We start from the raw sequence: 23335 nt of genomic DNA on the forward strand, positions 1-23335 counted from the left end.
GCCCGCTGGCGATTTCCAAACACTGCTCAAAAGTGCAATGATCCTTGGGGCATTCGAATTCTCTTAGTACATGTCAGCCAAACATGCTCATAAGCTATAGTGATCGAATGAAGCGACACGAATTCATCAGCACGCTTGCTGCCGTATAGCATCCCGGACCAAATTTGGTTGATCGAATAACGATGTTTTTTGTTGCAGTGCATGGGTCTGCTTGTGGCAGATATTGTTGCAAAAGTATTTTTCGGGTGAAGCGCGAAAATTTTAAAGACCGCTGATGCGCTTCGCGCGCTTAGACGTGAGGGACCACATCGTTTCATACCAAAGCAACCACCGACCTTCGTATTGGTCCCGGAAAGCCTTGCGGCAGCAGGAGCGTCCAAAAATCCACCTTGGCGCGATTTTCGGCGTCGTTCGATTTTCGACTTTTGCAACAATATCGGCACAAAGCTGACATGGCCCCGGGCGTGAGCGATGTCCGCTTCTGGGTGAAGAGCAGACATCGCTATTTCAGCTAATCCTCAATGGCCGCTGTTGGCGCAAAGCGGCCGTCCATACGCAAACAGCATCCCGTGACTTATATCCCCGCGATTTATATAAGGAATAGGAGAGTCTATCAGTCTGGAATCAGGCTCGGGGGGCGCCGCGATTTTCGCGGCGCTTGAAAAGGCCGATGTTCAATTCCAAGATGATTGCAAGCGGCTTGGTGTCGACGTCGGCGTTCGCAAGCTGCCGAAGTAGGCAGCGCCGCAAGGGTGATTACTCCTGACCAAGCCTGACTCAATCTCAAAATTCTGCTAGGATCACAGACGTGTACGAAAGGATTTCCAATGAAAATATCCTTTGCACTCGTGATCGCTACGACGCTGGTTTTCTTTCAGATGCCCGCTCGTGCCAGCACCATTTATCCTACCCAGCGGTGGTGTCGCGTATACGATGACACTTCGTTTATCGGAATTCCGGGTCAGTGTGGAACGATCCTGCCACTCTACCCGCGCAAACTGTACGTGCGATCTTCGAGAACGCCATCGTATCATAATTACCCAAACTATAATTGCCCATAGCAACGGCGGTGCATCACCGGCGACTTCTAAAAGTAGGTGACCGTGTTCGCTGGGAAGCCACGACAACCGATCTCGGTACAGTAGTCGAAACGACTTGGAACGGTGTCACCATTGATTGGGATGACGGCAACAGGACTTCAATTCAGCATAACGACATGGCGCGCGTAGAGCGGTTGCCGATGAAGGTGCGAGGGTATCATCTCATTTCAAGGAAATGATTCATATGAAAAAGCCTAAACGAGAAGACATCGTCACAGAAATCAAATGCCCCGCGTGTGAAGGCACTGGACTTGCCAAAGTAACGCAACCGGTCCAGCCGGGGCGCAAAATATATCCACCACCCTGTAAGGAATGTTCTGGCAAGGGACGGATTGAAGCGCCGCGTTCCTGAAGAGGTCTTGGTCCGCGCCTCATCGGCAAACACATGGCCGTGCCTTGGATGTCGATCCTGATCGGGTGATGCATAACATATTTCCGAGTGAGCGGCCGCCCTAGCAACGAGGCTTACGACCGCTGCATCGATTCGCTGACCCTTTGCGGCGTGCTGGCTGGGCGCATCAGACCGATGGTTCGGCCCTTGAGGATTTGGCCGCTTCCTTGCGTCTGCGCGTGGCGATATGCTCGACTGGCGTCGGCACCTCTGCTGCGGGAGCAGCACGCAGCGGGGAGGCGGCGATGGCGTCAGCTCTGATCGGCAAGCAGGCCGTCGTGATCGGCGCCGGAATGGGCGGGCTCACGGCCGCGGGGGCGACGAAACGTCGACAGTGCCAAACTCGGAAGTCGGGAACGAGCGCCCTTATCGGCTAATCGTAAAACTTTGGAGCATGCCGACGTGCATCGCTCGACGATTTGTCGTGGTTGATCCAGAGCTGGGCGTGCTTCTCATCCGCGATGCGCGCGAGCTTGTCCATCGAGTCCAGCGACATCTGGCGATCGGTGTTAAAACCAGGAACTCTCCGGTTGTCCCAGTTCGATTGAAAATGGACGGCATCGCCGGTCAACAACACATAGCCTGTCTTGTTCAGATGAACGAGCAGCGATTGGTGGCCAGCGGTGTGGCCCGGTGTCGACAGGATCGTCAAACTGCCATCGCCGAACAAATCCTTGTCGCCATCGAGGAGTTCAGTCTTATGATCAGGGCTGAACTGCTTTTGCGGCGACGCCATCGCGGCCTCCCACTCGCGTCTTTGCATGATCAAGGTGGCGTCGGGGAATGCGTCGACATTGCCGATATGATCGGGATGGATATGCGAGATCGCAACGTAGTGAATATCGCCCGGCTTTACCCCGATCGTGGCTAGTTCGGCGACCAGCGGCTGGCTGCGGTACCAGGTCTGCCGGAGTGGCGGCACAGCCTGCCCCTGCCGCAGGGCTGCAAGCCGATCGGTGATCCCGGTGTCCCACAGCAGATAGCCTTGGCTACTGTGGCGGATCAGGTAGCAGTTGTCGGAAAAATCGATTGGCACGCCAATATTGACACCCGGAGACCACAACGACTGATCTTCGGCGTGCGCAAAGCCGCAGTCGATGACGTAGAGGCGTTCCACTTCGCCGGCCCGCACTGAGACCGGCGCAAGCAGAAACAACGCTATCAAGAGCAATCGTCGCATCGCTTTTCTCCATCGTTGTTGCCGGATTAGCGGCCGACGTAGACCGGGCTGCGCTTCTCCTGAAGCGCGCGGAAATACTCCTGGCGATCTTCGCTGCGTGAGAGCCGGCCGAACTCCGGCTGCAACGACAGCAGCGCCACGCGCTCGCCCTCGCGGAACACGCGCCGCGCAGATCCGAGTAGCGCCTGGACGCCGAGCGGCGCGTAGGAGGCGATTTGCCTGGCGATGTCGACGGCGCGATCGAGTTGCTGACCGGATCGCGTCACGACCTGCACCAGCCCCATCCTATAGGCTTCGTCGGTGTGCCAGTCCTCACCGGTCAGCATGTAGCGCATCGCGTTGCCCCAGCCGGCCTCGCGGACGAAGCGCACGGTAGCCCCGCCTCCGGGAAACGATGCCGCGGTCACTTCGCCTTGGTTGAAGATCGCGTCCTGCGCCGCGATGCGCAGATCCGCGGCGAGGAACAGTTCGTGCGCCACGCGCGTCACATGCCCTTGCACAGCGACGACGAGTGGCTTGGAGCGCTCGGGACCCGCGGTCGCAACCGGATCGATGAAATTTTGCGGTGTCTGGAACGGTCCGTTGCGAAGAGCAGCTCCCCACGATGCCTGGTCGAGGCCCTTTGAGAAATCCGGCCCCGTGCCGTGGAGCACGGCGACCTTCAGATCGTCATCGTGCTCGAACTGATAGTAAGCTTGGCCGATCGCTGAGAAGGTCGGGATATCGATGCGATTCTGCGCGTCGATCCGATCGATGCCGATCAGCAGCACACCCTTTGCCGGACGGTCGAGCGCCACCGTCGGCTTTGTCTGCAGCTGAGTGGCTGCTGTGGCCGCGACGGCCGGTTGCGATTGGGCACGCGCCGGGCCAGCGGTCAGCCCAACCGTGGCCGCTGCGCCAGCGAGCGCAAGAACATCCCGCCGACCGAGGTCGGCCGCCGGCTTCCGTTCAAGCTTCTGCTCATCAACGATCATGGCGCCTCTCCCTGCTGGCCGCCCAAATCGCCACACGCATAGCGGCTCTTGTGGTACAACAACGTACCATGTAAGGTACGATACCGTACCAGTGCAAGGAGATTCTTTGTCGAACACGAAAAAGCGATCAGCGGCCGGTGTAGGCTTAGCGCCCGACGGCCCGCTTTGTGACCGCATCATCGGCGCAGCGTTCGGAACTTTCATGGCGAAAGGCTACGCCGGCACCAGCATGCTGGAGATTGCAACCCGCGCCAAAATTTCCAAGCGCGACCTTTATGCGGCCTTTCCCAGCAAGCAGGCGGTGCTGCTCGCCTGCATCACGAGCCGAGCCGCACGCATGCGGCTGCCGCCGGATTTGCCCGCGCCGACGAGCTGCGAGATGCTGGCGACCACGCTTAGAGTGTTCGGCGCAACCGTCATCCGTGAGGTGTGCGAACCGGCCGCCACATCGATGTACCGGTTTGCGATCGCGGAAGCCGAGCAGTCTCCCGATGTTGCTGCCGCGCTCAGTGCCAACCGCTTCGTCAACCGCCACGCGCTCGAGGAGCTGCTCGTTCGGGCCCAGGCCGCAGGCGTTTTGGGCGCAGGTGATCCGCCGCGAATGATGGAGCAGTACTTTGCGTTGCTGTGGGGCGATCTTCTGGTTAGCCGCCTGCTCGGTGCTGCCAGCATTCCGACCCGCGTCGAGATCGAGCGCAGAGCGGCCGAAGCGACCGCCGGGTTTCTCAAGCTCTATTCCGGAGGCATGAGCTGATCGCTGCAAACCTCCATTGGGTGCTTCCCCCGGGGTAGGGGCTTCTGTCCAGCGTAACGACGAAAAATACTGATGTCGGGTGTTCGAGTCGCTGCTCCGACCCGCCCCCGAATTGGATCGGCTACCGGTCGAGGAGGGTCGTCAATTCCACGCCCTCGTCAGCGACGAACACGGCGGTCAGTTCGGCCGGCTCAGCACGATCGATCTCAACGATCAACTTGCTAACGCCAACGGTGTGGCCGGGGGGCGACAGACAGTCTATGCGGCGGCCCTGAACTGGTACGTCTATCGCAACGTCCGGTTCATGTTCGACTATCTGCACGGCGACGTCGCCCGGCAGATAAGTGCGATCAACGCGCGCGATGCCGGCTCGAAGTTCGATGCGTTTGCGATGCGGACCCAGGTCGCGTTTTGATAGCTCTAACAGTAACAACAGAAAATGAGCCGACCGACCCGCGGCGGACGTGCGCCACCTTCCGCGTGTCACCAGGAGCAGGCAGCGATTACGAGCGCCAGCTGGCGACCAACGAATACATGGGTGTGTCGCGCGCTTGTCGCGGTCACCTATTCAAGTAGTCGGCCGCAATCACATCGAGGTTATCTCGGTAACGCAGCCGGCTGTCGGCACGAAATTACAAGCACGGTCGCCGATTGTGAGTGTTGCCGTCGGAGACCCGGCACTTATGCGCAACGAGCCCACTATCCGGAGAACGTTGATCACAAAATTAAGGCTTCTCGCCGCGGCTTCAATGTTGTCATCAGTATTCGGGGGTCCGGTTTTCGCGCAGGCCGTTATCCAGGAACCTGGCGTTTACACCAAAAATTTTCCTAACGGAGATTTGGGTATCGGATCCCTGCCGCCTTCACACGAAGCGATCGCTACGGCAAACGCCAAAACAACGGTATAGGCTGCGCCGATCGGCCACCGGCAGCCGCGCGCCTCCGACATTCCCTCATTGGGATCTGGGCGAAAGGCCTCGCTGGGTCTCGATCAGGAAGACGCCGCCGTTGATCGCAAGATCAACAGCATCTGCCGCGGATCTTAAGCCGGCCGCTTGCATTATATAGCGAACGATCTAAAACAAAAGTGGATAGCCGCAAGTCGTAATCGCTATCCTGCACGGTAGGAAAATTGCCCGTGGCACTAACTTGGAGATTCAGCGATGGGACTTGAGGAAGAGCTGGCGGCTTTTCGCGCCGAATTTGAACGAACCGCGCCGTCGGGCAGGGCTGCGCTTTACAGCGCCAAGATTGAGGAATTGCGCGGGCGGTTTTCGCTAAAGGACGCGCTCGCTGTGGGCGACGAGGCGCCGGACTTCACCCTGCCGGATTCGAGAGGGCGCCAGGTTTCGCTTGCCACCGTGCTGCGGGCCGGCCCCGCAGTGGTGACCTTCTATCGAGGTGGCTGGTGTCCGTATTGCAATATTCAGCTTCGCGCCTACCAACGCGCGCTGCCGGAGATTGCCGCGTTCGGCGGGCAGATCATCGCGATATCGCCTCAACTTCCGGACGGGTCATTGTCCGTGGCTGCAAAGAACGCGCTCGAATTTGATGTCCTGAGCGACCCTGGCAACGTGGTCGGGCGCAGCTTTGGTCTGGTCTATGCGCTGCCGGAAGAATTGCGTGCGGCGATGCGGCTGAACGGCAAGGCGCTTCCCGGTATCAACGGCGATGAGAGCTGGGAATTGCCGCTGCCGGCGACGTTTGTCATCGCACAAGACCGCCGCATCGCCCTCGCTTATGTCGACGTCGATTACCGTCGTCGCTTGGCGCCGGAAGACATCGTCGCCACGCCGCGCTTGCTGGCGCGGCCAACTGCCGGCCGCGCATGAGCGTCGATGCGCCAGCCGAGGTCGCCGTTATCGACATGGAGCGCAGCTGGCGGGCGAAAGCTTGGCCATATCTCAAGCTATCCGGAGTAGTGGCGCAGTTCGTGGCATTCACGCCAAGTTGACGGACCGTGCGCTTCTCCGACAAGGTAATTTTGCAAGCTTAGTAACGGAGCGACTATCGGTACCGTATTGAGTGGGACGACCAACGTCGTTCCAAACCAGCCCTTGAAAGGATATGGAACCATGAAGAGCTCTTCTCGTGCTTTGCTTCTCGTTTCCGCCGTCATCATCTCGCTGGGAGCAGCGTCTGCCCCTGTTGCGTTCGCGCAAGACAAGATGTCCCACGAGACCATGAAGAAGGACAATGCGATGTCCCATGACACCATGAAGAAGGACGATGCGATGTCCCATGACGCCATGAAGAAGGACGATGCGATGTCCCACGACACCATGAAGAAGGACGATGCAATGTCCAAGGACGCCATGAAGAAGGATGAGGTGAAGAAGTGATCCCACTCTTCGTCCATCGGCGAGTAGAGTAGAGCGCCCGATCCCCCACTCGCCGTAGCAGGCTCGTTCGCCAACCGAACGGGCCTGCTTTCTTTTGCCTGGCCGAAAGATCGCGGCCGAAAATATGTGCTTACTTCCGCTAAATGCTTTGCTCGGACTGCAAGTAACTAATTCGCCGCGAGATGAAGCTCCATATCGTTTCCACTTTCCTGCTCTCTTGGCTGTTCGAAGCGCACCGAAACATCTTTCTATTTAAATCAATCGATCCAAAATGCAAGGTTCGTCACATCGGAGTGATCTTGTAACAGCAATACCTGCAGGCCCGAACCTATGTCATAGGCGCAATCGAGCGCTTGCATCAAGGAGCGGAACCATGTCGCACAAACTGGCTATCACAATTGCTATTGTCTCTTCATTGACGGCAATCGCCTCATCCCCAGTGGCAGGACAGATTGTCTCCGACAGAAATTACCGGCCGAGCGGCGTGGCTGCGAACCGAGCGCAGCTCAACGCCGCGTCGGCTGTGCCGTTGTCCGCGTTCGCCTTCGACAATTCCGGACCGCGGCCGGTGGTCACCACATATGGCAGCGCAGCCAATGGACCATACCAAGGTGGCCCTCACCCCAGGTGAAATAGTCGATCACATGAACGCCTGAGTGATAACTGGAAGCGAACGACAATGACCGCATCAACCTCGCTTTTCTCGCCGGTCGATCGCCCTTGCCGTCGCTTTGGCCAGTGTGGCGTCGCTGGCGATCAGCGTTCACGCCGGACTGAGCACGCGAGCGCTCGATGCCGCGAAGGCCATCGCAACTGGGCAGAGCGGCGATGCTGAGAACAAAGCTTCGCCGATCGCGTTAGTGATCGGAAACGGTCACTATGACGCGCGTTGCGATCGCGCGCTCCTCCGATGGCGGGCAGGTCCCGTCGGTGTCGTCGTCGCTGTCTGCAGACGTGCAGCTGGTGATGGGCGGCGCGGATAGATCGGCTGAGCCGGCTGGCAGCTAAACTCACTCGTTCCGCAGCTTGGCAGCGAGCCTGGCCAATCCACGGTGCAGAGCCACGCGCACCGCACCCTCGCTCATCGCAAGTTTCACAGCGGTCGCCTTGATCGAGTTGCTCTCTACGGTGATCGATTGCAGAACGTCGCGCTGACGCTTTGGCAGGCTCTTGAGATGCACGGTCACCTCGCTGGCCCTAACAGACTCCGCGACGGGTTCGCTGGCGATGGTTTCCGTGAAATCGTCGATATTGACGAAAACGCGCCGACCGCGTCGGCGCAACGCATCGACCAGCTTGTTACGCGCGATCGCAAACAACCACGGTGAGAACGGAGCGTCTGAGTCCCAAGTATGCCGCTTCAAATGCACTGCGAGCAAGATGTCCTGCACGATATCCTCGGCTTGATCGAGGGGCTGTCCGGCTCGCGCAAGGCCCCGGCGTGTCACGGCACGCAGGACCGGTGCGAGAGCCTTAAGTAGATGGCGATAGGCGCCGCTGTCGCCTACATTGCCCCGCCGCATAAGGTCTCCCCATTCGTCTTCGTCTTCGTGTTCGCGCACACGCATTCCTGATAAATGGCTCGCTCACGTTTTCCAATTTGCAACGGAAATCATCGATCACGAGACATTTTTTGTACGGCCACGACCTTGATGTCGGGAGCGGTCAAATCCGGACGAAGGCACCGCGACGACAAGCGTCTTAGCGGTGCTTCCATGGAATGGCCGGCGAGCTTGCCGAGCTTTTGGCATGGGCGGTTTGTTGAAGAGTTATCATCAGTCGCCTGGGAGGACGTTCTCGCGAGTCATGCCTCCAAATGGCTTCAGCGCGATCTTGGAGAGTTCGTTGTACATCTCGGCGATTCTCTTCGACTCCGCGACGAATGGTTCGTAACCCGCTTTCGTATATTCGGTGCGGATTTCGATGGCTTCTTGGAGCGATTTGGCGCTCGCCAGTTTTTCGAAAAATGCGGCGCCTTCCTTAAAGGATCTTTTGGCATAGTCGGCGTGGGCTGCCGCGATCGCGTGGAAGTGCTTTGCGAGGTCGCCGGCGGAAGCCATAGTTGCTTCGCCATGCTGTTTGAGGTGATTTTGATATTGTTCGATGCTGTTCATGATAAACCCCCGTGGGTTAGCCGTTGAGCTTGCGGCTCGTTGAACGTATGGCGGTCGTTGTGGCAAGCCGTGCAGGCACGCAGATCGCCTCAGAACCAGGATGTATGCGACAAAAACGGAAAGGTCCGGCGTTAATCGCGAGCGCCAGCCCTTTCATGTTCGGTGGGTTCAACTCAGGCCTGCGGGTGCGGTGATGCTCGGTGGCTCCGGCGATCTGATGTGAAGATGCCGAAACTAGGGTCGCACCGAGAATAGTTATAATTGCCTTTCGCATCGTAATCTCCCTCCATCAGGCACTTTGTTGCCAAGCGGAAGCGCCTCGCGTTATGCGCCTCGTGTTGGGAGGTACGATGGGCGATACGGATAATTACACCTCAGTGATCACGAAGCGGCGAGCAGATATTGGTCAAGGAAGTCTCCGAACGGATATTAAGCGCCGTGCTGCATTAGGGCATCTGGTTGGCAAAGTTGGACGAGCATGGAGGGTCGGTGCGGGCTTCCAATTTGAACTTTTCGGCTGGTTGGAACCTTTCACGATTATTTTTTTGATCCCGTAACGTTTGGGCATTTTCGCTCGAATTGGAATGTGGGGGTTTCCATCTTGCTCGAGGTGCCAGCAATGCCAAAGAAGCTGATTTCCGCTCTGTCAGCCGTTGTCGTCATGTCCGTACTCGCATTTGGAGCGCGCGCGGGGGAGAAGCTGAATTACGATGCCAAGTCCTTCGCAGCAGCGCAGGCTGCCGGAAAATCTATTCTGGTTGAAATTCACGCAACGTGGTGTCCGACATGCAAGGCGCAAGCGCCGATCCTGAGTGAGCTTGAAAAACAGGATAAATTCAAGAATTTGATGGTCTTTCGGGTGGACTTCGATTCCCAGAAAGATGCGGTCAAAGCTTTCGGAGCCCGAATGCAGAGCACGCTGATTACGTTCAAGGGCTCCCAGGAGACAGGCCGCTCAGTTGGAGATACGAACCCCAGTTCAATTGCGGCCTTGCTCGACAAGACGACCTGATGCACAGATGTCGATTATTGGCTTGGGACTCGCGTTTCTAGCGGGCGTACTTTCAATCCTGTCACCCTGCGTGCTGCCGTTGCTGCCGATTGTTCTGGGCGCGGCTGCTTCGGAGCACAGGTGGGGACCGCTCACGCTTGCCGGCGGGGTCTCCGTGTCCTTTATCGCCATAGGGTTGTTCGTTGCCACAATCGGCTTTGCGCTGGGCTATGATGTTGGCTGGTTTCGAGACATTGCCGCTATCGGTATGATCTTGATTGGTGCAGTCCTGCTTGTGCCTCCACTCCAGTTGCGCGTCGCGCTTATTGGCGGACCCATTAGTGACTGGGTCGACCAGAGTTTTGGCGGCTTTTCGAAATCAGGGCTGGGTGGTCAGTTCGGCGTAGGTCTCCTTCTCGGGGCGGCATGGAGCCCCTGCGTGGGGCCAACACTCGGTGCAGCATCCGTTTTTGCGGCACAAGGTAAGAATCTTGGCGCTGTGGCTTTGACGATGCTGACTTTCGGTCTTGGTGCGGGGTTACCACTTGTGCTGCTTGGGGCGGTGTCTCGTGAGCTCCTGTTGCGCTGGCGTGGCGGCATGTCGGCTACCAGCAAAGCGATCAAGGAAACCCTCGGACTGTTCTTGATCGGAATAGGCCTGTTGGTCGTAACGGGTCTCGACAGATCATTGGAAGCCGGGCTCGTTGATATTTCTCCGCAGTGGTTGACGAACATTACGACTCGCTTTTGAGGGTGGCAGGGTAATACCTCGCTGATGACCGAGTTTTTTCAGATCCAGCGGCACGGGAGAACAATAAGATGACAAAGATCTTGATTGTAGCGGCGATTGCGCTCGCGATACCTTCCGTTGCCGCGTCCGCGGACGATGGACTTGTCACCAAACCAAGCAGGCACTCGGTTGAGGAAACAATCGATAATTTTGAGGCTGCGATCAATGCGCAGGCCGCTGGAGGCTGGGTCGTTTTTGGCCGGATCGATCATGCCGGCGTTGCCAAAAAGGCCGGGCTGGACATGCGCCCGCGGACGGTCATCATATTCGGCAACCCCAAAGCGGGCACGCCCCCGATGACCAAGAGCGCTACACTGGCAATCGATCTGCCGATGAAGGCCCTCGTCTGGCAGGACGATCAGGACAGGGTCTGGCTCACCTACAATACCAGCGAATACAACGCAAAGTATGTGTTCCCGCGCCACGGTGTTGCTACCTCCGGCGACGTATCCAAAGCTCTTGAAACCTTCCTGACTAAGGTAACCGACCAGAGTACTCAATGATTCCTGCCTCGCGCCTTGCATAGCCCCGGGGTCGAAGATTCCGAGCACGCGTTCAATCGATGGGGCACATCACCACGGCCGGAATTACGGGGCGGACTCCTCAGATTTGCGATTGTCGTCTTGAACTGAAGCTCGATCTATCGCATGCAAGAGGGCACTCGTGGTGAGCAGTTCGGGAAGGGCTTCGCCCTGTGGCCGCCCCGGTCCGTAAACCACGTCGAAAGGAATACCGTATCGTCCGAAGCGACGAAGATAATCTGCGATCAACGGATTCGTTCGGCTCCAGTCGGCGCGCATTCTAATGACGTGTGACTGTTGGAACCGCGAACGAACCTCCGCATTTTCCAGCACTCTCAACTCGTTGACCTTGCAGGTCAGGCACCACGTGGCGGTGACATCCACCAGTACGGTATTGCCGTTGGCGATGAGCCCGGGCAGTGCATCCAAATTGAACACCTGCCACTCGCGTCCCGGCGCGGGCTGCGAAACTGAAGCAACCGCGGACAAACTGAAGACGAGGGGCATGATAGCCAGGCCGGCGGTAATCCATCCGGATCTGCGCGACGCAAGGGCGGCAATGTGGCCTTTGACCGGGGCACTGATCGAGGCTCGATAACCGAGCAAGCACGCCAGCAGAACGGTCGTGATTGCCGTCATCCACGCACCCGCTATGCTCCAGAGCACGAAGATCAGCCAGACCGCCGTCCCCAACAGCAAGATGCCGAGAAATTTCCGCACAACAAGCATCCACGGGCCCGGACGTGGAAGCCAACGAACGCAGCCAGGAAACAACGCGGCAACCCAATAGGGCAGGGCCATTCCGATGCCGAGACACAGGAAAATTGCAAAGATTTCGGACGGCCCGCGCGCCAAGGCAAAGCCGACCGCTGTTCCGACGAACGGCGCGGAGCAAGGCGTTGCCAGCAAAGTTGCGAACACGCCAGCGAGGAAAGCCTCGAGCATGGGCCCGCCGGCCCGCTTGGACGCAATAGTCGTTATTGAACCTGGCAAGCCGATTGGAAGCCATTCAAAAAAGCTCGCCGCGAACAAAACCGTCAGCACCGCCATTCCCGCCAGGAACCACGGCTGCTGAAACTGTATGCCCCAGCCCAGTGTTGCGCCGGACCATTTTAGTCCGACCAAGGAAGCGGCCAGCAGCAGGAAGCTAGTCATGATGCCGGAAGCCGTTACTGCCGACCCTAAACGAACATCGCGCAAATCACCGCCCGCCTGTCGGGTGAATGCAAAAAGCTTGATCGAAAGCACCGGAAGCACGCATGGCATAAGATTGAGGATGAGGCCTCCCAGTAAGGCTGAAAGTAGCGCGGCAAAAAATGCTGAACTATGCTCTGGGATCGTTGCGCCGGCGGGCCCCTTGAATTCGGCGGTCCGATTTTCGTCGACTAGCGTCAGCGTCAACGGACGGTCAGGAGGTGGCAACGTGGCGAGTCGAACAGTCAGACGCGCAGTCTTTCCAGCGTCCTGCAGCTCGACCTTCGGCGCCGGTGGAATTCCGTTCCCGGCGCCTTCGACAAACAGGTCGGGCCGGATAAAAGCCCCGGATTTGCTTTGAAGGTCGACCACCAGCGTTGGTTCTGATGCGGTGACCACGAAGCGGGTGCGGATAACGTCGATGCCGGCGGCATCCGGCGAACCCGGCACCTGCTTTTGAGCTGAGTTGATCAACACGGACTCCGCAGAAGGGCCTACGGCTCCGGTTGACAACGGCAGAGTGAGTTCAGCCTGAAGGGGTACGCAGATTTCCGAGCACGCGGCGTACTCAATCGACGCTTTGACCCGGACCGAGGTGTGAGCTTGTTTTAGATGTAGTTTCACCGGAAGAACCACGTCGTTTTCGTAGACGCTGTTCTGCAATTCCTCGATGACGAGACGATGTGGGGCAGGCCAGGAAATGTCAGCGCCTGAGATATCTTCTGAAGCAGACCAGTCGACCGTTGGTGGGATGCCCGCGTCTCCCGGGGTTCGCCAATAACCGTGCCACCCCTTGGCAAACCGGAATTCTAAGCCTGCTTCGAGGGTTGAATCGGCGGCGATATGATCCGTCGCGGTGATCAAGCGCACCGCCGCCCGGCTGTCCCCCACCCAATTGGTGGCGGCAGCATGGGCGGCGTTGCCGGTCCACATGATGAAGCCGACCGAGAGCGCCACGAGAGTGGGGAAACGAGCGAGGGCCATGATGCGTTTAGGACAGTGTTGATGTTAATCTAAGATATTGTCGAATGACGGCCGGCACGCTCCAGCAAGCGCGCGCGTGCTTCGCGTTTGCGACAGAGCTGGCCGGCTCGTACACCATATGCGTCAGGCGATCAGGTCGAGCCGTCCGACAGCCTGGAAGCTCCAATGATCTGACCATCGGCCGCTTCGAGCACAACGGCGACGTCCTGGCCTTCGGGAAATCGCTCGTTGATCTGAAGCGGGGCTCCCGACCACTGCCCGACCGAGCGGATCGATCTGACGATGTTCGCCTCTTCCAACGTTCGACCACTATTCTCTCCGCGGCCGATCGCTGTCGTATGGTCATGGTCAAAGCCGATGAGAAGGATCTTGCCGGTGCCGCTGCCGGAGCCGACCTGGATGGAAACCTGCCCCCCGCCGCTCTTCGTGACGCTGACCGACGCGGCGGTGCGACTTTCGCGTTTCGCCTTTTCGATCGCTGATCCGACATCGTGGCGATGCGAGCCGACCAGTCCGGCGGCGCCATCGACGACGATCTCCGGCGTATAGGATCCGTCGCCAAAACGATGGCCATATTGGTCCTGACGATCCGTGGCGGATTGCAGCGAATACGGATCCTTCCACCCCAGACGGTCCCAATAGGTTACGTGGAAGGCGAGCGGCAAGATGTCGCGTCGATCCCTGGATAGTTCGTTCAGGTAGGCGTTTGCCGGCGGGCAGGACGAGCATCCTTGCGAAGTGTACAGCTCGACGACGATAGGCCGTTCCGCGGCAACGGCGGCGGCAGGATACAGACCCGCGATAAGTCCAAGTGTTGTAATCAGGCGCGACAGCATGACAATCCTCCTGTGTTGGGTTCATCCGTATTCGCAATCGCGGGCCGCTTTGTTACGCTTTGATTGCCGTCGCGAGTGTCTCTTGAGCAGGAGCATCGGGTTTGGCTAAGCGCAGATTTCGGTCGGATTGGCCGAATTCGCTTGTTTGGAGGGCTTTCGGGTGCGTTCCGCAGGTGCGCGACAGGCTGCAGGGTGGGCTTCACACGAAATCTTGAAAATGCAGTGCCTCTAGGTTTCGCTAACGACTTCAAGATTCCGCAGCGGGTGACCCGCGCACCCTTGAGCCGCGCAGGACATGCCTGCGAACTCTTCTTGCCAAATTAGACCAAATGGTCTAGTAAGCGGCATGAGAAGCAAAGAGTTTGATCCTGACGATGTTCTGCAGGAAGCGCTGAAGACATTCTGGCAGCAGGGCTTCGAAGGGACCAACATGCCTGAATTGCTGAGTTCGATGGGTGTCGGACGCGCCAGTTTTTACAACGCGTTCGGCTCCAAACGAGAGGTGTTTCTGCGAATCCTCGATTTGTATTTCGAGACGGTGCGCGCTCATCTCGAAGGCTTGATCTCGGATGTAAGAGATCCCCGGGCCGCCGCCGCATTGCTGATCGACGGAATCCTTGCCGTCGCGAAAAGCCCGCAAGCCAATGCGACGGGTTGGCGCGGCTGTCTGATCGGAAATACCGCGCTGGAGCTCGGCGCCAACGATGAGGAGATAGTCGCTAGATTGAAAATCGGTGTCGAGATTCTTCGGGCGTTGTTCAGGAACGCAATCTCCTTGCCCTCGAGCGCCGGCGTTAGACGTTCGAAGCGCGAGATCGATCAGCTTGCCCTGCAGCTTGTCGCCAATGTTCAGGGCCTGTTGGTTCTGGCGAAGTCCGGCCTATCGGATGCCGATATCAAGAGCGCGCGATCCGCGATGCTTGCAATGATCAGGTAAATGCAGCCGTCACAAGGCTCACCGCTGCACTCAAACAGCTCGTCAAAGGGAGGGGAAAACATGAAAGTCATTTCCGATACGGCGCATGGAATACTGGACTATTTGACTGTCGCGATTTTTGCCCTGGCGCCTAGCATTCTCGGCCTTACCGGTTTCGCTGCGCTCGTCTCATACGCGCTCGCTGCCATTCATCTTGTCATGACCCTTTTTACGAACATGCCGCTTGGCGTTTTCAAGATCATTCCAATGCGGCTCCACGCGCTGGTGGAAATGCTTGTCGGACCTGTTCTTGTGGTAGCCGTGCTGGTGTTGCCGACCATTCTCGGAGATAAGCGAGAATTCTTTTTGGTTATGGGACTGGTGATCTTGGCGGTCTGGTTGCTGTCAAGCTACGGTCGTCCAGTCGCCGCTCAGTCGACCTGACCGGCGGATCTCGCAACTTCGCTCGCAATACGACCTTCGCTGACCAGGATTGGGCGAACTTAAGCACTACGGGTTCCGTCCGTGGCAGTGCGGATCAGCGAGCAGATTCCAGTCATGCGCGAAATCGGATGATCGACAAAGCGACGGCAGGAGGCCAGCGCCTGCTGGAGCGAGTCTGGAGGAGTGGATGGCCTGAGGTGTTGAGCGAGCCCGCTGCCGTACGACCGCGCCAGGTCGCGGATTGAACGGGTCAATGTGTGCAGTTGGCCATTGGTCTCCAAGGGCACGAGCATCGTTCGCACCAGCGAGAGGTATGTCGGCCAATAGCCGAGGTGCCGATACATGCTTGCGATCAATGATTTGTCCGTATCCTCGCCGAAGCCGTTAAGTTCTTCGATCAGACGCACCACTTCAGGCTTCAGTGATTGCATCGGTGGCAATTCTGGCAATTTTATTCCAAGCGGTCGCGGTGAACTGTCCAAGGGCCTAACCGTGTCCTGCTGAGCTGGTTCAAAATGCATGACCAGCGCGGAAAGCGCGACAAGAGCAAGGGCGTTGGTATAGTGGTAACTGTCGAGGATATCCCTGATCCTCGCTGCATCGTCATTGCTCAATCCGGCAGCAGCAAGGGTGTCGCGGGAAAAGGGCGGCACCACGGGAAGGTCGATCGCGCGTCGTACGGCCTCAGCATAGCCAGGGGCGGGCCCTCGATAAAGCGGCTTTGCGGTAATCCACGTCCATTCGAGAGCGCCCGGTATCGTCGCGAGGTGGCGCCAGATCAGATTGACGATGCTTGTCCCGAGCACTTTGCGAATGTCGGCATAGATTTCAGCGACCTTGCCTGTCGCATCCGATTCCAGAATCGACGGCACGCTTTCTTTCCCTTGCATCGAGTCCTCTCAAGTTCATTCTGGCGGCGGCCACCTTATTTACTCCATCGATGGATCATCGATATGGACAGGCAATAGCTGTCTCTTAACTACCAGCCGGCCGTTTTCTTTTACGGGGACGTTTCGTTGGATCGGCATTATCGAGCAACGCAAACACCGGCCTCACCAGACCCTCCAGAAGCTTGCGGTCAGGTCGAACACGCGCAAGCACCCGAATTCCAAGTAGAACATTCAGAAGGAGTCTTGCGAGGTCCTCCGCCGATTGTGCTTTCGGAATGGTCTTGTCACGCTGGCCCGAGGCGACGCATCGAAGAAAAAACGATTCCACCTCGCCCATGAACGTGGCCACGATCTGCCGGAGTTCTTCGTCATGCGGCGCGCTTTCGAGCGCAGAGTTAACCAGCAAGCAACCCCGCCGCTGCCGGTCATTCAGGGATCGTTTGATGATTTCCTGCAGAAACGAGACGATCGCATCCCGCGGGGGAAGGCTGTGCTCGAGGCGGCGTGTGCGCTCGCGGAAGGTCTGGTCGAGATAGCGATTGAGCGAGCGCTCGTAGAGAGTCCGCTTGTCGCCGAACGTATTATACAAGCTAGCCCCGGCGATGCCCATCTCGTCGGCCAAGTCGCGCACGGAAGTGGCCTCATAACCGCGAAGCCAGAATTGCTGGATCGCCGCGTCCAGCACGGCTGCCTCATCAAACTCTCGCGGCCTAGCCATATTATAGTGCCCTTCCATTCACCACGTCGGCTTACCGGGAATAGCAATACCTCCTGATGCGGCCGCTTTAAAATGCCAGTCTGCAACGTAGCCGCTTTTCCGATCACAAAAGCGTGCTGTTGCCAGAAGTTTCCTCTGATGCAATATAGAACGTGTGATCTAAAACGCAAAGGGCAGGATCGTCCGATGTTGCCTATGACGCCTTCGCGAAAACCTCGCTGAGGGCGACGGGAGAAAGTGCATGATACGGTTCTACTTCCATCCAACACCCAATCCCGCAAAAGTAGCCCTGATGCTCGAAGAGACCAGCTTGGCCTACCAGCTGGTCCCGATCGACACCAGCAAGGGCGAACAGCACAAGCCGGCTTTTCGCGCCATCAATCCGAACGGCAAAGTCCCCGCCATCGTCGACACCGATGGGCCGGGCGGCAAGGAGGCGCGGGTGTTTGATTCGGGCGCGATCTTGCTTTATCTCGGTGAGAAGACAGGACGTCTGATCGGCTCACCGGCCGACAGGCCGGAATTGTTGTCATGGCTGTTTTTCATCGCGACCGGGATCGGACCGTTCTCGGGACAGGCCGTTCATTTCCAGCATGCAGCGCCGGAAAAGCTCGGCTATGCGGTGAACCGCTATCGCCGTGAAATCGAGCGTCACTATGAGGTGCTCGACAAGCATCTCAAAGGACGAGACTTCATCGTGGGGAAGGAGTATTCGATCGCCGACATTTCGGCGTGGGGCTGGCTCGATCGGGCGCCCCGCGTATTGCCCGGCGACACCGATCCGCTGAATGTCTTTCCGAACCTGGAGCGCTGGTTCCGCGCGATCGATTCTCGGCCGGCAGTGGCGAAAGCCCGCGCGGTCGGAAAGGACCATGCGTTCAAGAAGGAGGTAGACGAAGAGACCCGGCGCGCGCTGTTCCCGTCGAATTACCCCAAGATAGTGAGTTGATGTTTCGATCCCCGGTCTCTTCAAACGTCCACATTCTTAAGCGAACTCAACGATGAATCTTCGAGCAAAACGGGCCCTCATCACGGGAGGCTCCAGCGGAATCGGTTTTGCGATTGCGGAAGCCATGTTGGCCAAAGGCGCGCACATTGTCATCACCGGCCGGCGGCCGGACATTTTGGGCAATGCGTCGGAAAAGCTTCGCGCAAGCGGCGGACACGTTGACTTTGTCGCCGCGGACGTCAGCACGGAAAAGGGCCGAGAAACGACACTCAAATTTGCCCTCGAAAAGCTCGGCGGTCTCGACATTCTGGTCAACAATGCGGGCGGTGTCAGGGCCGGCCGGCTGGAGGATACAAGCGAAGCCGAGATCCGAACCATGATCGAGGTTGACCTGATGGCACCGATCCTGCTCACTCGCGCGGCGTTGCCAAATTTGCGGGCAAACACCGATGGTCTCGTCGTCAACATCACATCAGGTATCGCGCTCGTTGCCGCGCCATTCTACGCGACCTATGCCGGTGTCAAGGGTGGCCTTGCGAAGTTCGGCGAATCGCTCCGCCGCGAACTGAAAGGCGAGGGCGTGCATGTCATGACAGTCTATCCGGGAGCGACGGATACACCCATGATGAGCTCATCAAAGGCCGGGCCTGAGTTGGGCTTCACCCGCGAACCGGCCGCCGCGGTCGCCGATGCGGTTATCGCAGGGATCGAGGAAGATGCCTTTGAGGTCATTCGCGGCGGCGAAGCGCGCGCCAAGATGATCGTCCTCAATCGCGAGGATCCCGCGGCGCTCGACAAGCGTTTCCTTGATCTCAAGGCCGCACTCAGCGAGGCGGTGCGCGATCATTCGGCGCTGTGAATGCTCAGGATTTGGGGCCGGACTAACTCAATCAATGTTCAAAAGGTGCTCTGGTGTTGCCACGAACTCAGCCTGGATTACGAACGGATCGATGCAGGAAGTGACTTCGGGGTGACCGACACCCCGGAGTATATGGCGATGAATCCGAACCGCCTCGTCCCTACAATCGACGATGGTGACATCCGGCTTTGGGAATCGAATGTGATCGTTCGATATCTCGCACAAAAGCATAACTATGGCCGGCTCTGCCCGGCTGATATCGCAACGCGGTTCGACGCGGAGCGGTGGATGGATTGGCAAGCAACCGTGTTCTGGCCCGCACTGCGCCCTTTGTTCATCGCCTTGATAAGGGCACCGCCGCGGCAACGTGACGCCACTGTTATTTCAAAGGGCGAAAGTCTCTCCCTGTCCGCTCTGCGGATACTCGATGCCAGGCTCTCCAGCCGTACCTTCCTTGCCGGTGATGTCTTTTGCATGGGCGATATTCCGGCTGCAGCGACCGTTCATCGTTGGTATGCGCTCGACATACACCATCCTGATCTGCCGAACGTATTGCGTTGGTATGATTTGATAAGAGCGCGACCGCCTTTTCAGCGGATCGTTATGACGCCGCTAAGCTGAAAACGCGACCGGATCCATCTGTCAAATGGCTCGCGCGGTTGCCTCGCGACGGTACGATTGCGCGAAGCTGCAAGGCGGAATCAAGAGATTCGGCACTCCACGTATTTGCGGTCATCGATCAGGACCATCACGTGGTCACCAGGTTTTACCGGATTCAGCCCAAGCGGCGTTCCTGCCAACACGAGGTCTCCAGGTTTCAATGAGGCGCCAAAGCGGCCGAGGTCGTCGCGGAGCCATTCGATCGCTTCGGCAGCGCCACCTCTCATCGCCCACAACGCTCCGGCATCGATAGTTACGCCGTTGACGGCAACGGACAAGGTGCGGGCGGCCGTCCAATCCTCGAGCGTCAGAGCTGTGTGGCGGTTCGAGATCACCGCGCCGGCGTTGATCCCGTTGTTGGCGACGAGTTCTGCGAGCGTCTTCCGCGGCCCGCGAAAGACGAAGTGATGCAGTTCGATGACTGGGAAAGCCGCCTCTATTCCACCATTTGTGCCGATGCGAACAGCCATTTCGCCCTCGATCGCGAGATTGGTGTAGGCGTTGTATTGCAGCGTTTCTCCGGAATTCCTGATTTCACTGCGGAAAAGACGGGCGTGGATCGGACCGCTCATGCCGAATTGCTCTACCACGCCGGACCCGATGCAGCCGACTTTATATCCCACGACGGCGTCGCCGGCCGCGCGGCGCAGACGCGCAACTTCCATCTGAACAGCGTAGGCCTCGTCCAGCGTCAGCGAATCCCGTGCCTCGGCAAAATAGGTTCCAGGCGTGCGCCTCTGGTACTCCTGCCATTGCCGCGCAGCCAAAGTCTCGAGTACGGAACGGGATTGTGCGTTCGCCATCGCCTAGACCATTCGATCCGATCCGCTAACTCGGGATCGACGCCAGGATTTCGACCAGCGCGGAGAGCCCGTTGACACGATAGTCCGGCTCAAAACCCAGCTCATCCATCTGCATCCGGAGTGCCCTGAACATAGTCAGCGGTGCGACGAGATCGCTTTTCCGGCAGGCCTCGGCGACGGCTAGGGGCGTCACCCGCTCGATCCACGCTACCTTTAGTCCGAAGGCCTTGGCGCCGCAGGCGTCGAACGGATTTGAGGACACGAACAGCACGTCGGCAGGCGCGACCCCGAGATTCGTTTCGATCAGCGTGTAGGCATCCGGGGCAGGCTTGAAGATTTTTTTGGAATCGACGCTGATCGTGGCATCAAGGATCCGGTCCAGCCCCGTATTGCCAACGAGCGAATTGAGCATATCGGTGCTGCCGTTCGACAGTATCGCGAGCTTGCGACCCTTCATTGCCGCGAGCGTTGCCTTCGCGTCGGGATAAAGATCGAGATGGGCGTATTTGCCCATGATACGCTCGAACACTCCAGGATCGTTCTTCAGCCCGAGGCATCGCAGCGTGTAGGCTAACGACTCGCGCGTGATGATCGAGAAGTCCTCATAGCGCTGCATCAGCGATCGCAGCCAGGTGTATTCCAGCTGCTTCAGACGCCAGATCTGGGTGATGATCTCGCCATATCCGGGGAAGGCTTCATCAGTGATCGCGGCTGCCGATTGGATATCGTAGAGGGTGCCATAGGCATCGAAAACAACAGCTTTGATCGTCACAGGCGCACCCTTTATCTCACGGGTTGTGGAGTAAAACCGATCGGCCGCGATGAACCGCGGCTGACTTCTTTCAGCAAGCGCAGCTGCCCATCTACCCCGGCGCGACACCGGTGTGAACCTGAAGCAGGAATGCGTCGAAGCGTTTTTCGTTTTCTGCGTCTCGCCCCGAGATCAGCGTGCCCAACACGGCGCCGAGGAACCCCAGAGGCAACGAGACGATCGTCGGATTGACCAGAGGCCAGAGCGCGTCGGCGCCGCGCATCGCCGGTCCGATCATCGCCAGCACAACTGAAGAGATGAGGCCGACCGCCATGCCGCCGACTACGCCACTGGTATTGAACCTCCGCCAGAACAGCGACAGGATCAACACGGGGAAGTTGGCGCTTGCGGCTACGCAGATTGCAAGAATCACCAGCACTGCGACATTGACGCCCTGCGCGAGAATTCCGAGTGCAATTGCAAGCACGCCGATGACGACGGCAGCGATGCGTGCAATCCAGACTTCCTGTTTGCCGTCGACCTGCCCGCGTTTGAGCCAGTTAACGTAGAAGTCGTGCGCAATGGCGCCTGACGTTGACAGCGTCAGTGCCGAGACCACGGCGAGGATCGTGGCGACCGCTACAGCGGCGACGAAGCCAAGCATCAGGTCTCCGCCGAAGCTGTCTTTTCCACCGCCGAGATACTGCGCAAGAAGCGGTAGCGTGAGGTTGCCGCCCTTGTCGGCAGCGCGGATTGCGTCTTGACCGACGTAATTCGCCGCAGCCAATCCGAACAGCGTCGTACCTGCGAAGAATGCGCCGGCGAGAAACATCACCCATACCACGGAACGGCGGGCCGTCTTGGCGTCGGGCACGGTGTAGAACCGCGTCATGACATGCGGTAGTCCCGCCAGTCCGAGCGTATAGCCTAGTCCGAGCGATATCTGGTCGAACGGGTTTTTCAAGTAGTTCCCGGGCAGCAGATATTTGGCGGTGTATTTCTGTTCGGCATCGACGAACAGCGTCAGCGGATTGAAGTGCACCAGAGACAGGATCATCACCAGGATGATCGCTCCCGCGCTCAGCATTAGCACCGCCTTGACGATCTGCACCCAGGTCGTCGCCAGCATACCGCCGAAGGCAACATAGACGATCATGCTGACGCCAACGAAAATTACCGCCCAGTCATAGGAAATGCCGGTCAGCAATCGCACCAGCACGCCGGCGCCTGCCATCTGCGGCATCAGATAGGCGAAGTTAACAACCACCGTTCCTGCAATGGCAGCAAGCAACGAGGTTCGCGTCTGCATCCGGCTGCGGATGACATCGCCGAGAGTATATTTTCCGGTATTGCGCATCGGCTCCGCGATCAGAAACAGCACCGTGCAAAAGGCGACCAGCGGGCCAAGCGCGTAGAAAGCGCCGTCCATGCCGTAAAGCGCCGTGAGCCCGGTGAACCCCAGGAAGGCCGCGGCGCTACACCAGTCGCCGGCCAGCGCAAATCCATTTTGCGCCGCGGTGAGCTGGCTGTCGGCGGCGTAGAAATCGCTCGTGGTATGCGTGCGCCTGGCGGCCCAATAGGTGATGCAGAGGGTGATCAGCAGAATGACGATGAATAAGCCGAGCGTGAGGTTCATCTCAATTTTCCCGCCCGGAGATCTCCATCGCAGCCCTCGCGGCGAGTGGATCGAACTTGCCGGCGGCGATGCGCCCGTAGACGATCGCGAGCGCCCATGACAGAAGATAGTTGAGCGCGATCAGCGCGAAGCCCAGATTGACCGAGCCGGCGATCTTCATGCCCATCAGGTCCTTGGCAAAACCGGCGAATACGGTCAGGCCGATATAACTGACTATGAATATGATCGTCATCGGCACCAGATACTTCAGCTTCTCGGCGATCAACTCCTTGACCGAGGCGTGCGCAGCCTCAAGCGATGTCCCGTTGCGAGCCATGAGTTCCCTCCCGCGCTTTTGTCATCAAATCGCGTCCTTCACGCTTTCGGCATCGACCGTGGGATGCGCGGAAACGCGGGGCGATTTGCGTCCCGCGTTGCAGCGGGTTGGCCAGTCCCTGCGCGTCATCCTGCGCAAAGCGGGCACTACGCCTTTACGGGCGGTTTCTGAAGTGGCAAAATGAATAATAGCGATGATCGATATCGTATCTATCGATTATGG

At 58.4% G+C, this 23335-nt stretch carries 25 protein-coding genes and 1 pseudogene; 13 read left to right on the top strand and 13 right to left on the bottom strand.

Annotated features, from left to right (window positions below; translation table 11 throughout):
- Positions 1–26 precede the first annotated feature (26 nt).
- The 3 genes from B5525_RS44285 to B5525_RS23615 all read right to left on the bottom strand — a co-directional run bounded on the left by B5525_RS44285 (position 27) and on the right by B5525_RS23615 (position 3645).
- A complete protein-coding gene (locus B5525_RS44285) occupies positions 27–500 on the bottom strand; it encodes a hypothetical protein (RefSeq protein ID WP_154073387.1) in 474 nt (157 codons plus the stop codon).
- Between the two features lie 1364 nt (positions 501–1864).
- Positions 1865–2671 carry an N-acyl homoserine lactonase family protein gene (locus B5525_RS23610; protein WP_079568158.1) on the bottom strand — a complete coding sequence of 269 codons (807 nt, stop codon included), beginning with the start codon at positions 2669–2671 and terminating at the stop codon, positions 1865–1867.
- Positions 2672–2697: 26 nt separating this feature from the next.
- Complete coding sequence (locus B5525_RS23615) at positions 2698–3645, bottom strand: crotonase/enoyl-CoA hydratase family protein (RefSeq protein WP_172899952.1); 948 nt, start codon at positions 3643–3645, stop codon at positions 2698–2700.
- Between the two features lie 202 nt (positions 3646–3847).
- Here B5525_RS23615 and B5525_RS23620 point away from each other — a divergent pair, with 202 nt between their 5' ends.
- The 4 genes and pseudogenes from B5525_RS23620 to B5525_RS23635 all read left to right on the top strand — a co-directional run bounded on the left by B5525_RS23620 (position 3848) and on the right by B5525_RS23635 (position 6741).
- Positions 3848–4399, top strand: a complete 552-nt coding sequence (locus tag B5525_RS23620; RefSeq protein ID WP_172900112.1) for a TetR/AcrR family transcriptional regulator — start codon at positions 3848–3850, stop codon at positions 4397–4399.
- A gap of 184 nt (positions 4400–4583) precedes the next feature.
- Positions 4584–4814: pseudogene (locus B5525_RS23625) on the top strand (porin); the annotation flags it as partial.
- 880 nt (positions 4815–5694) lie between these two features.
- Positions 5695–6231 (top strand): peroxiredoxin-like family protein, encoded by a 537-nt coding sequence (locus B5525_RS23630; RefSeq protein WP_244567554.1) that lies wholly within the window; start codon positions 5695–5697, stop codon positions 6229–6231.
- Between the two features lie 243 nt (positions 6232–6474).
- The gene (locus B5525_RS23635; protein ID WP_079568162.1) at positions 6475–6741 is read left to right on the top strand and encodes a pentapeptide MXKDX repeat protein; all 267 of its coding nucleotides are present in this window, start codon (positions 6475–6477) and stop codon (positions 6739–6741) included.
- 1010 nt (positions 6742–7751) lie between these two features.
- Here B5525_RS23635 and B5525_RS23640 read toward each other — a convergent pair.
- Together B5525_RS23640 and B5525_RS23645 are read right to left on the bottom strand one after the other, a co-directional pair.
- A complete protein-coding gene (locus tag B5525_RS23640) occupies positions 7752–8309 on the bottom strand; it encodes a sigma-70 family RNA polymerase sigma factor (protein WP_079568163.1) in 558 nt (185 codons plus the stop codon).
- A gap of 207 nt (positions 8310–8516) precedes the next feature.
- The gene (locus tag B5525_RS23645) at positions 8517–8855 is read right to left on the bottom strand and encodes a phasin family protein (RefSeq protein ID WP_079568164.1); all 339 of its coding nucleotides are present in this window, start codon (positions 8853–8855) and stop codon (positions 8517–8519) included.
- A gap of 350 nt (positions 8856–9205) precedes the next feature.
- Between B5525_RS23645 and B5525_RS44290 the strand changes: the two genes are divergently transcribed.
- From B5525_RS44290 to B5525_RS23660, 4 genes are all read left to right on the top strand, one after another.
- A complete protein-coding gene (locus B5525_RS44290) occupies positions 9206–9412 on the top strand; it encodes a hypothetical protein (RefSeq protein WP_154073388.1) in 207 nt (68 codons plus the stop codon).
- 104 nt (positions 9413–9516) lie between these two features.
- Complete coding sequence (locus tag B5525_RS23650; RefSeq protein ID WP_244568071.1) at positions 9517–9867, top strand: thioredoxin family protein; 351 nt, start codon at positions 9517–9519, stop codon at positions 9865–9867.
- Positions 9868–9874: 7 nt separating this feature from the next.
- Positions 9875–10597 carry a cytochrome c biogenesis CcdA family protein gene (locus tag B5525_RS23655; protein ID WP_172899953.1) on the top strand — a complete coding sequence of 241 codons (723 nt, stop codon included), beginning with the start codon at positions 9875–9877 and terminating at the stop codon, positions 10595–10597.
- A 68-nt stretch (positions 10598–10665) separates the two neighbouring features.
- Positions 10666–11139, top strand: coding sequence for a DUF302 domain-containing protein (locus B5525_RS23660; protein WP_079568165.1), 474 nt, complete (start codon positions 10666–10668; stop codon positions 11137–11139).
- An 84-nt stretch (positions 11140–11223) separates the two neighbouring features.
- On the opposite strand, the gene B5525_RS23665 is transcribed toward B5525_RS23660, so the two are convergent.
- Together B5525_RS23665 and B5525_RS23670 are read right to left on the bottom strand one after the other, a co-directional pair.
- On the bottom strand, positions 11224–13335 hold the full coding sequence (locus B5525_RS23665; RefSeq protein WP_079568166.1) for a protein-disulfide reductase DsbD family protein: 2112 nt from the start codon (positions 13333–13335) through the stop codon (positions 11224–11226).
- 131 nt (positions 13336–13466) lie between these two features.
- A complete protein-coding gene (locus tag B5525_RS23670) occupies positions 13467–14171 on the bottom strand; it encodes a DUF1223 domain-containing protein (protein WP_079568167.1) in 705 nt (234 codons plus the stop codon).
- Between the two features lie 295 nt (positions 14172–14466).
- Here B5525_RS23670 and B5525_RS23675 point away from each other — a divergent pair, with 295 nt between their 5' ends.
- Positions 14467–15108, top strand: a complete 642-nt coding sequence (locus tag B5525_RS23675) for a TetR/AcrR family transcriptional regulator (RefSeq protein WP_079568168.1) — start codon at positions 14467–14469, stop codon at positions 15106–15108.
- Positions 15109–15168: 60 nt separating this feature from the next.
- Positions 15169–15531, top strand: a complete 363-nt coding sequence (locus B5525_RS23680) for a hypothetical protein (protein ID WP_079573709.1) — start codon at positions 15169–15171, stop codon at positions 15529–15531.
- A gap of 59 nt (positions 15532–15590) precedes the next feature.
- On the opposite strand, the gene B5525_RS23685 is transcribed toward B5525_RS23680, so the two are convergent.
- Positions 15591–16421 (bottom strand): hypothetical protein, encoded by an 831-nt coding sequence (locus B5525_RS23685; RefSeq protein WP_079568169.1) that lies wholly within the window; start codon positions 16419–16421, stop codon positions 15591–15593.
- Positions 16422–16506: 85 nt separating this feature from the next.
- The gene (locus tag B5525_RS23690) at positions 16507–17106 is read right to left on the bottom strand and encodes a TetR/AcrR family transcriptional regulator (RefSeq protein WP_338075091.1); all 600 of its coding nucleotides are present in this window, start codon (positions 17104–17106) and stop codon (positions 16507–16509) included.
- Between the two features lie 274 nt (positions 17107–17380).
- On the opposite strand from B5525_RS23690, the gene B5525_RS23695 reads away from it, so the two are divergent.
- Genes B5525_RS23695 through B5525_RS23705 form a run of 3 tightly spaced genes read left to right on the top strand, consistent with a single transcriptional unit; the run spans position 17381 to position 19568 of the window.
- Positions 17381–18088, top strand: a complete 708-nt coding sequence (locus B5525_RS23695) for a glutathione S-transferase family protein (RefSeq protein ID WP_079568170.1) — start codon at positions 17381–17383, stop codon at positions 18086–18088.
- Between the two features lie 52 nt (positions 18089–18140).
- Complete coding sequence (locus B5525_RS23700) at positions 18141–18947, top strand: SDR family NAD(P)-dependent oxidoreductase (RefSeq protein ID WP_079568171.1); 807 nt, start codon at positions 18141–18143, stop codon at positions 18945–18947.
- Positions 18948–19568 (top strand): glutathione S-transferase family protein, encoded by a 621-nt coding sequence (locus tag B5525_RS23705; protein ID WP_079568172.1) that lies wholly within the window; start codon positions 18948–18950, stop codon positions 19566–19568.
- A gap of 80 nt (positions 19569–19648) precedes the next feature.
- Here B5525_RS23705 and B5525_RS23710 read toward each other — a convergent pair whose 3' ends face one another.
- The 4 genes from B5525_RS23710 to B5525_RS23725 form a co-directional block, all read right to left on the bottom strand.
- Complete coding sequence (locus B5525_RS23710; protein ID WP_079568173.1) at positions 19649–20410, bottom strand: 2-keto-4-pentenoate hydratase; 762 nt, start codon at positions 20408–20410, stop codon at positions 19649–19651.
- Positions 20411–20435: 25 nt separating this feature from the next.
- Positions 20436–21182, bottom strand: a complete 747-nt coding sequence (locus tag B5525_RS23715) for a haloacid dehalogenase type II (protein WP_079568174.1) — start codon at positions 21180–21182, stop codon at positions 20436–20438.
- Positions 21183–21273: 91 nt separating this feature from the next.
- Positions 21274–22797, bottom strand: a complete 1524-nt coding sequence (locus B5525_RS23720; protein ID WP_079568175.1) for a solute symporter family protein — start codon at positions 22795–22797, stop codon at positions 21274–21276.
- Between the two features lies 1 nt (position 22798).
- Positions 22799–23113, bottom strand: a complete 315-nt coding sequence (locus tag B5525_RS23725; protein WP_079568176.1) for a DUF485 domain-containing protein — start codon at positions 23111–23113, stop codon at positions 22799–22801.
- Between the last annotated feature and the right edge of the window lie 222 nt (positions 23114–23335).

It is taken from the genome of Bradyrhizobium erythrophlei, assembly GCF_900129505.1.
In the GTDB taxonomy this organism is placed as follows: domain Bacteria; phylum Pseudomonadota; class Alphaproteobacteria; order Rhizobiales; family Xanthobacteraceae; genus Bradyrhizobium; species Bradyrhizobium erythrophlei_D.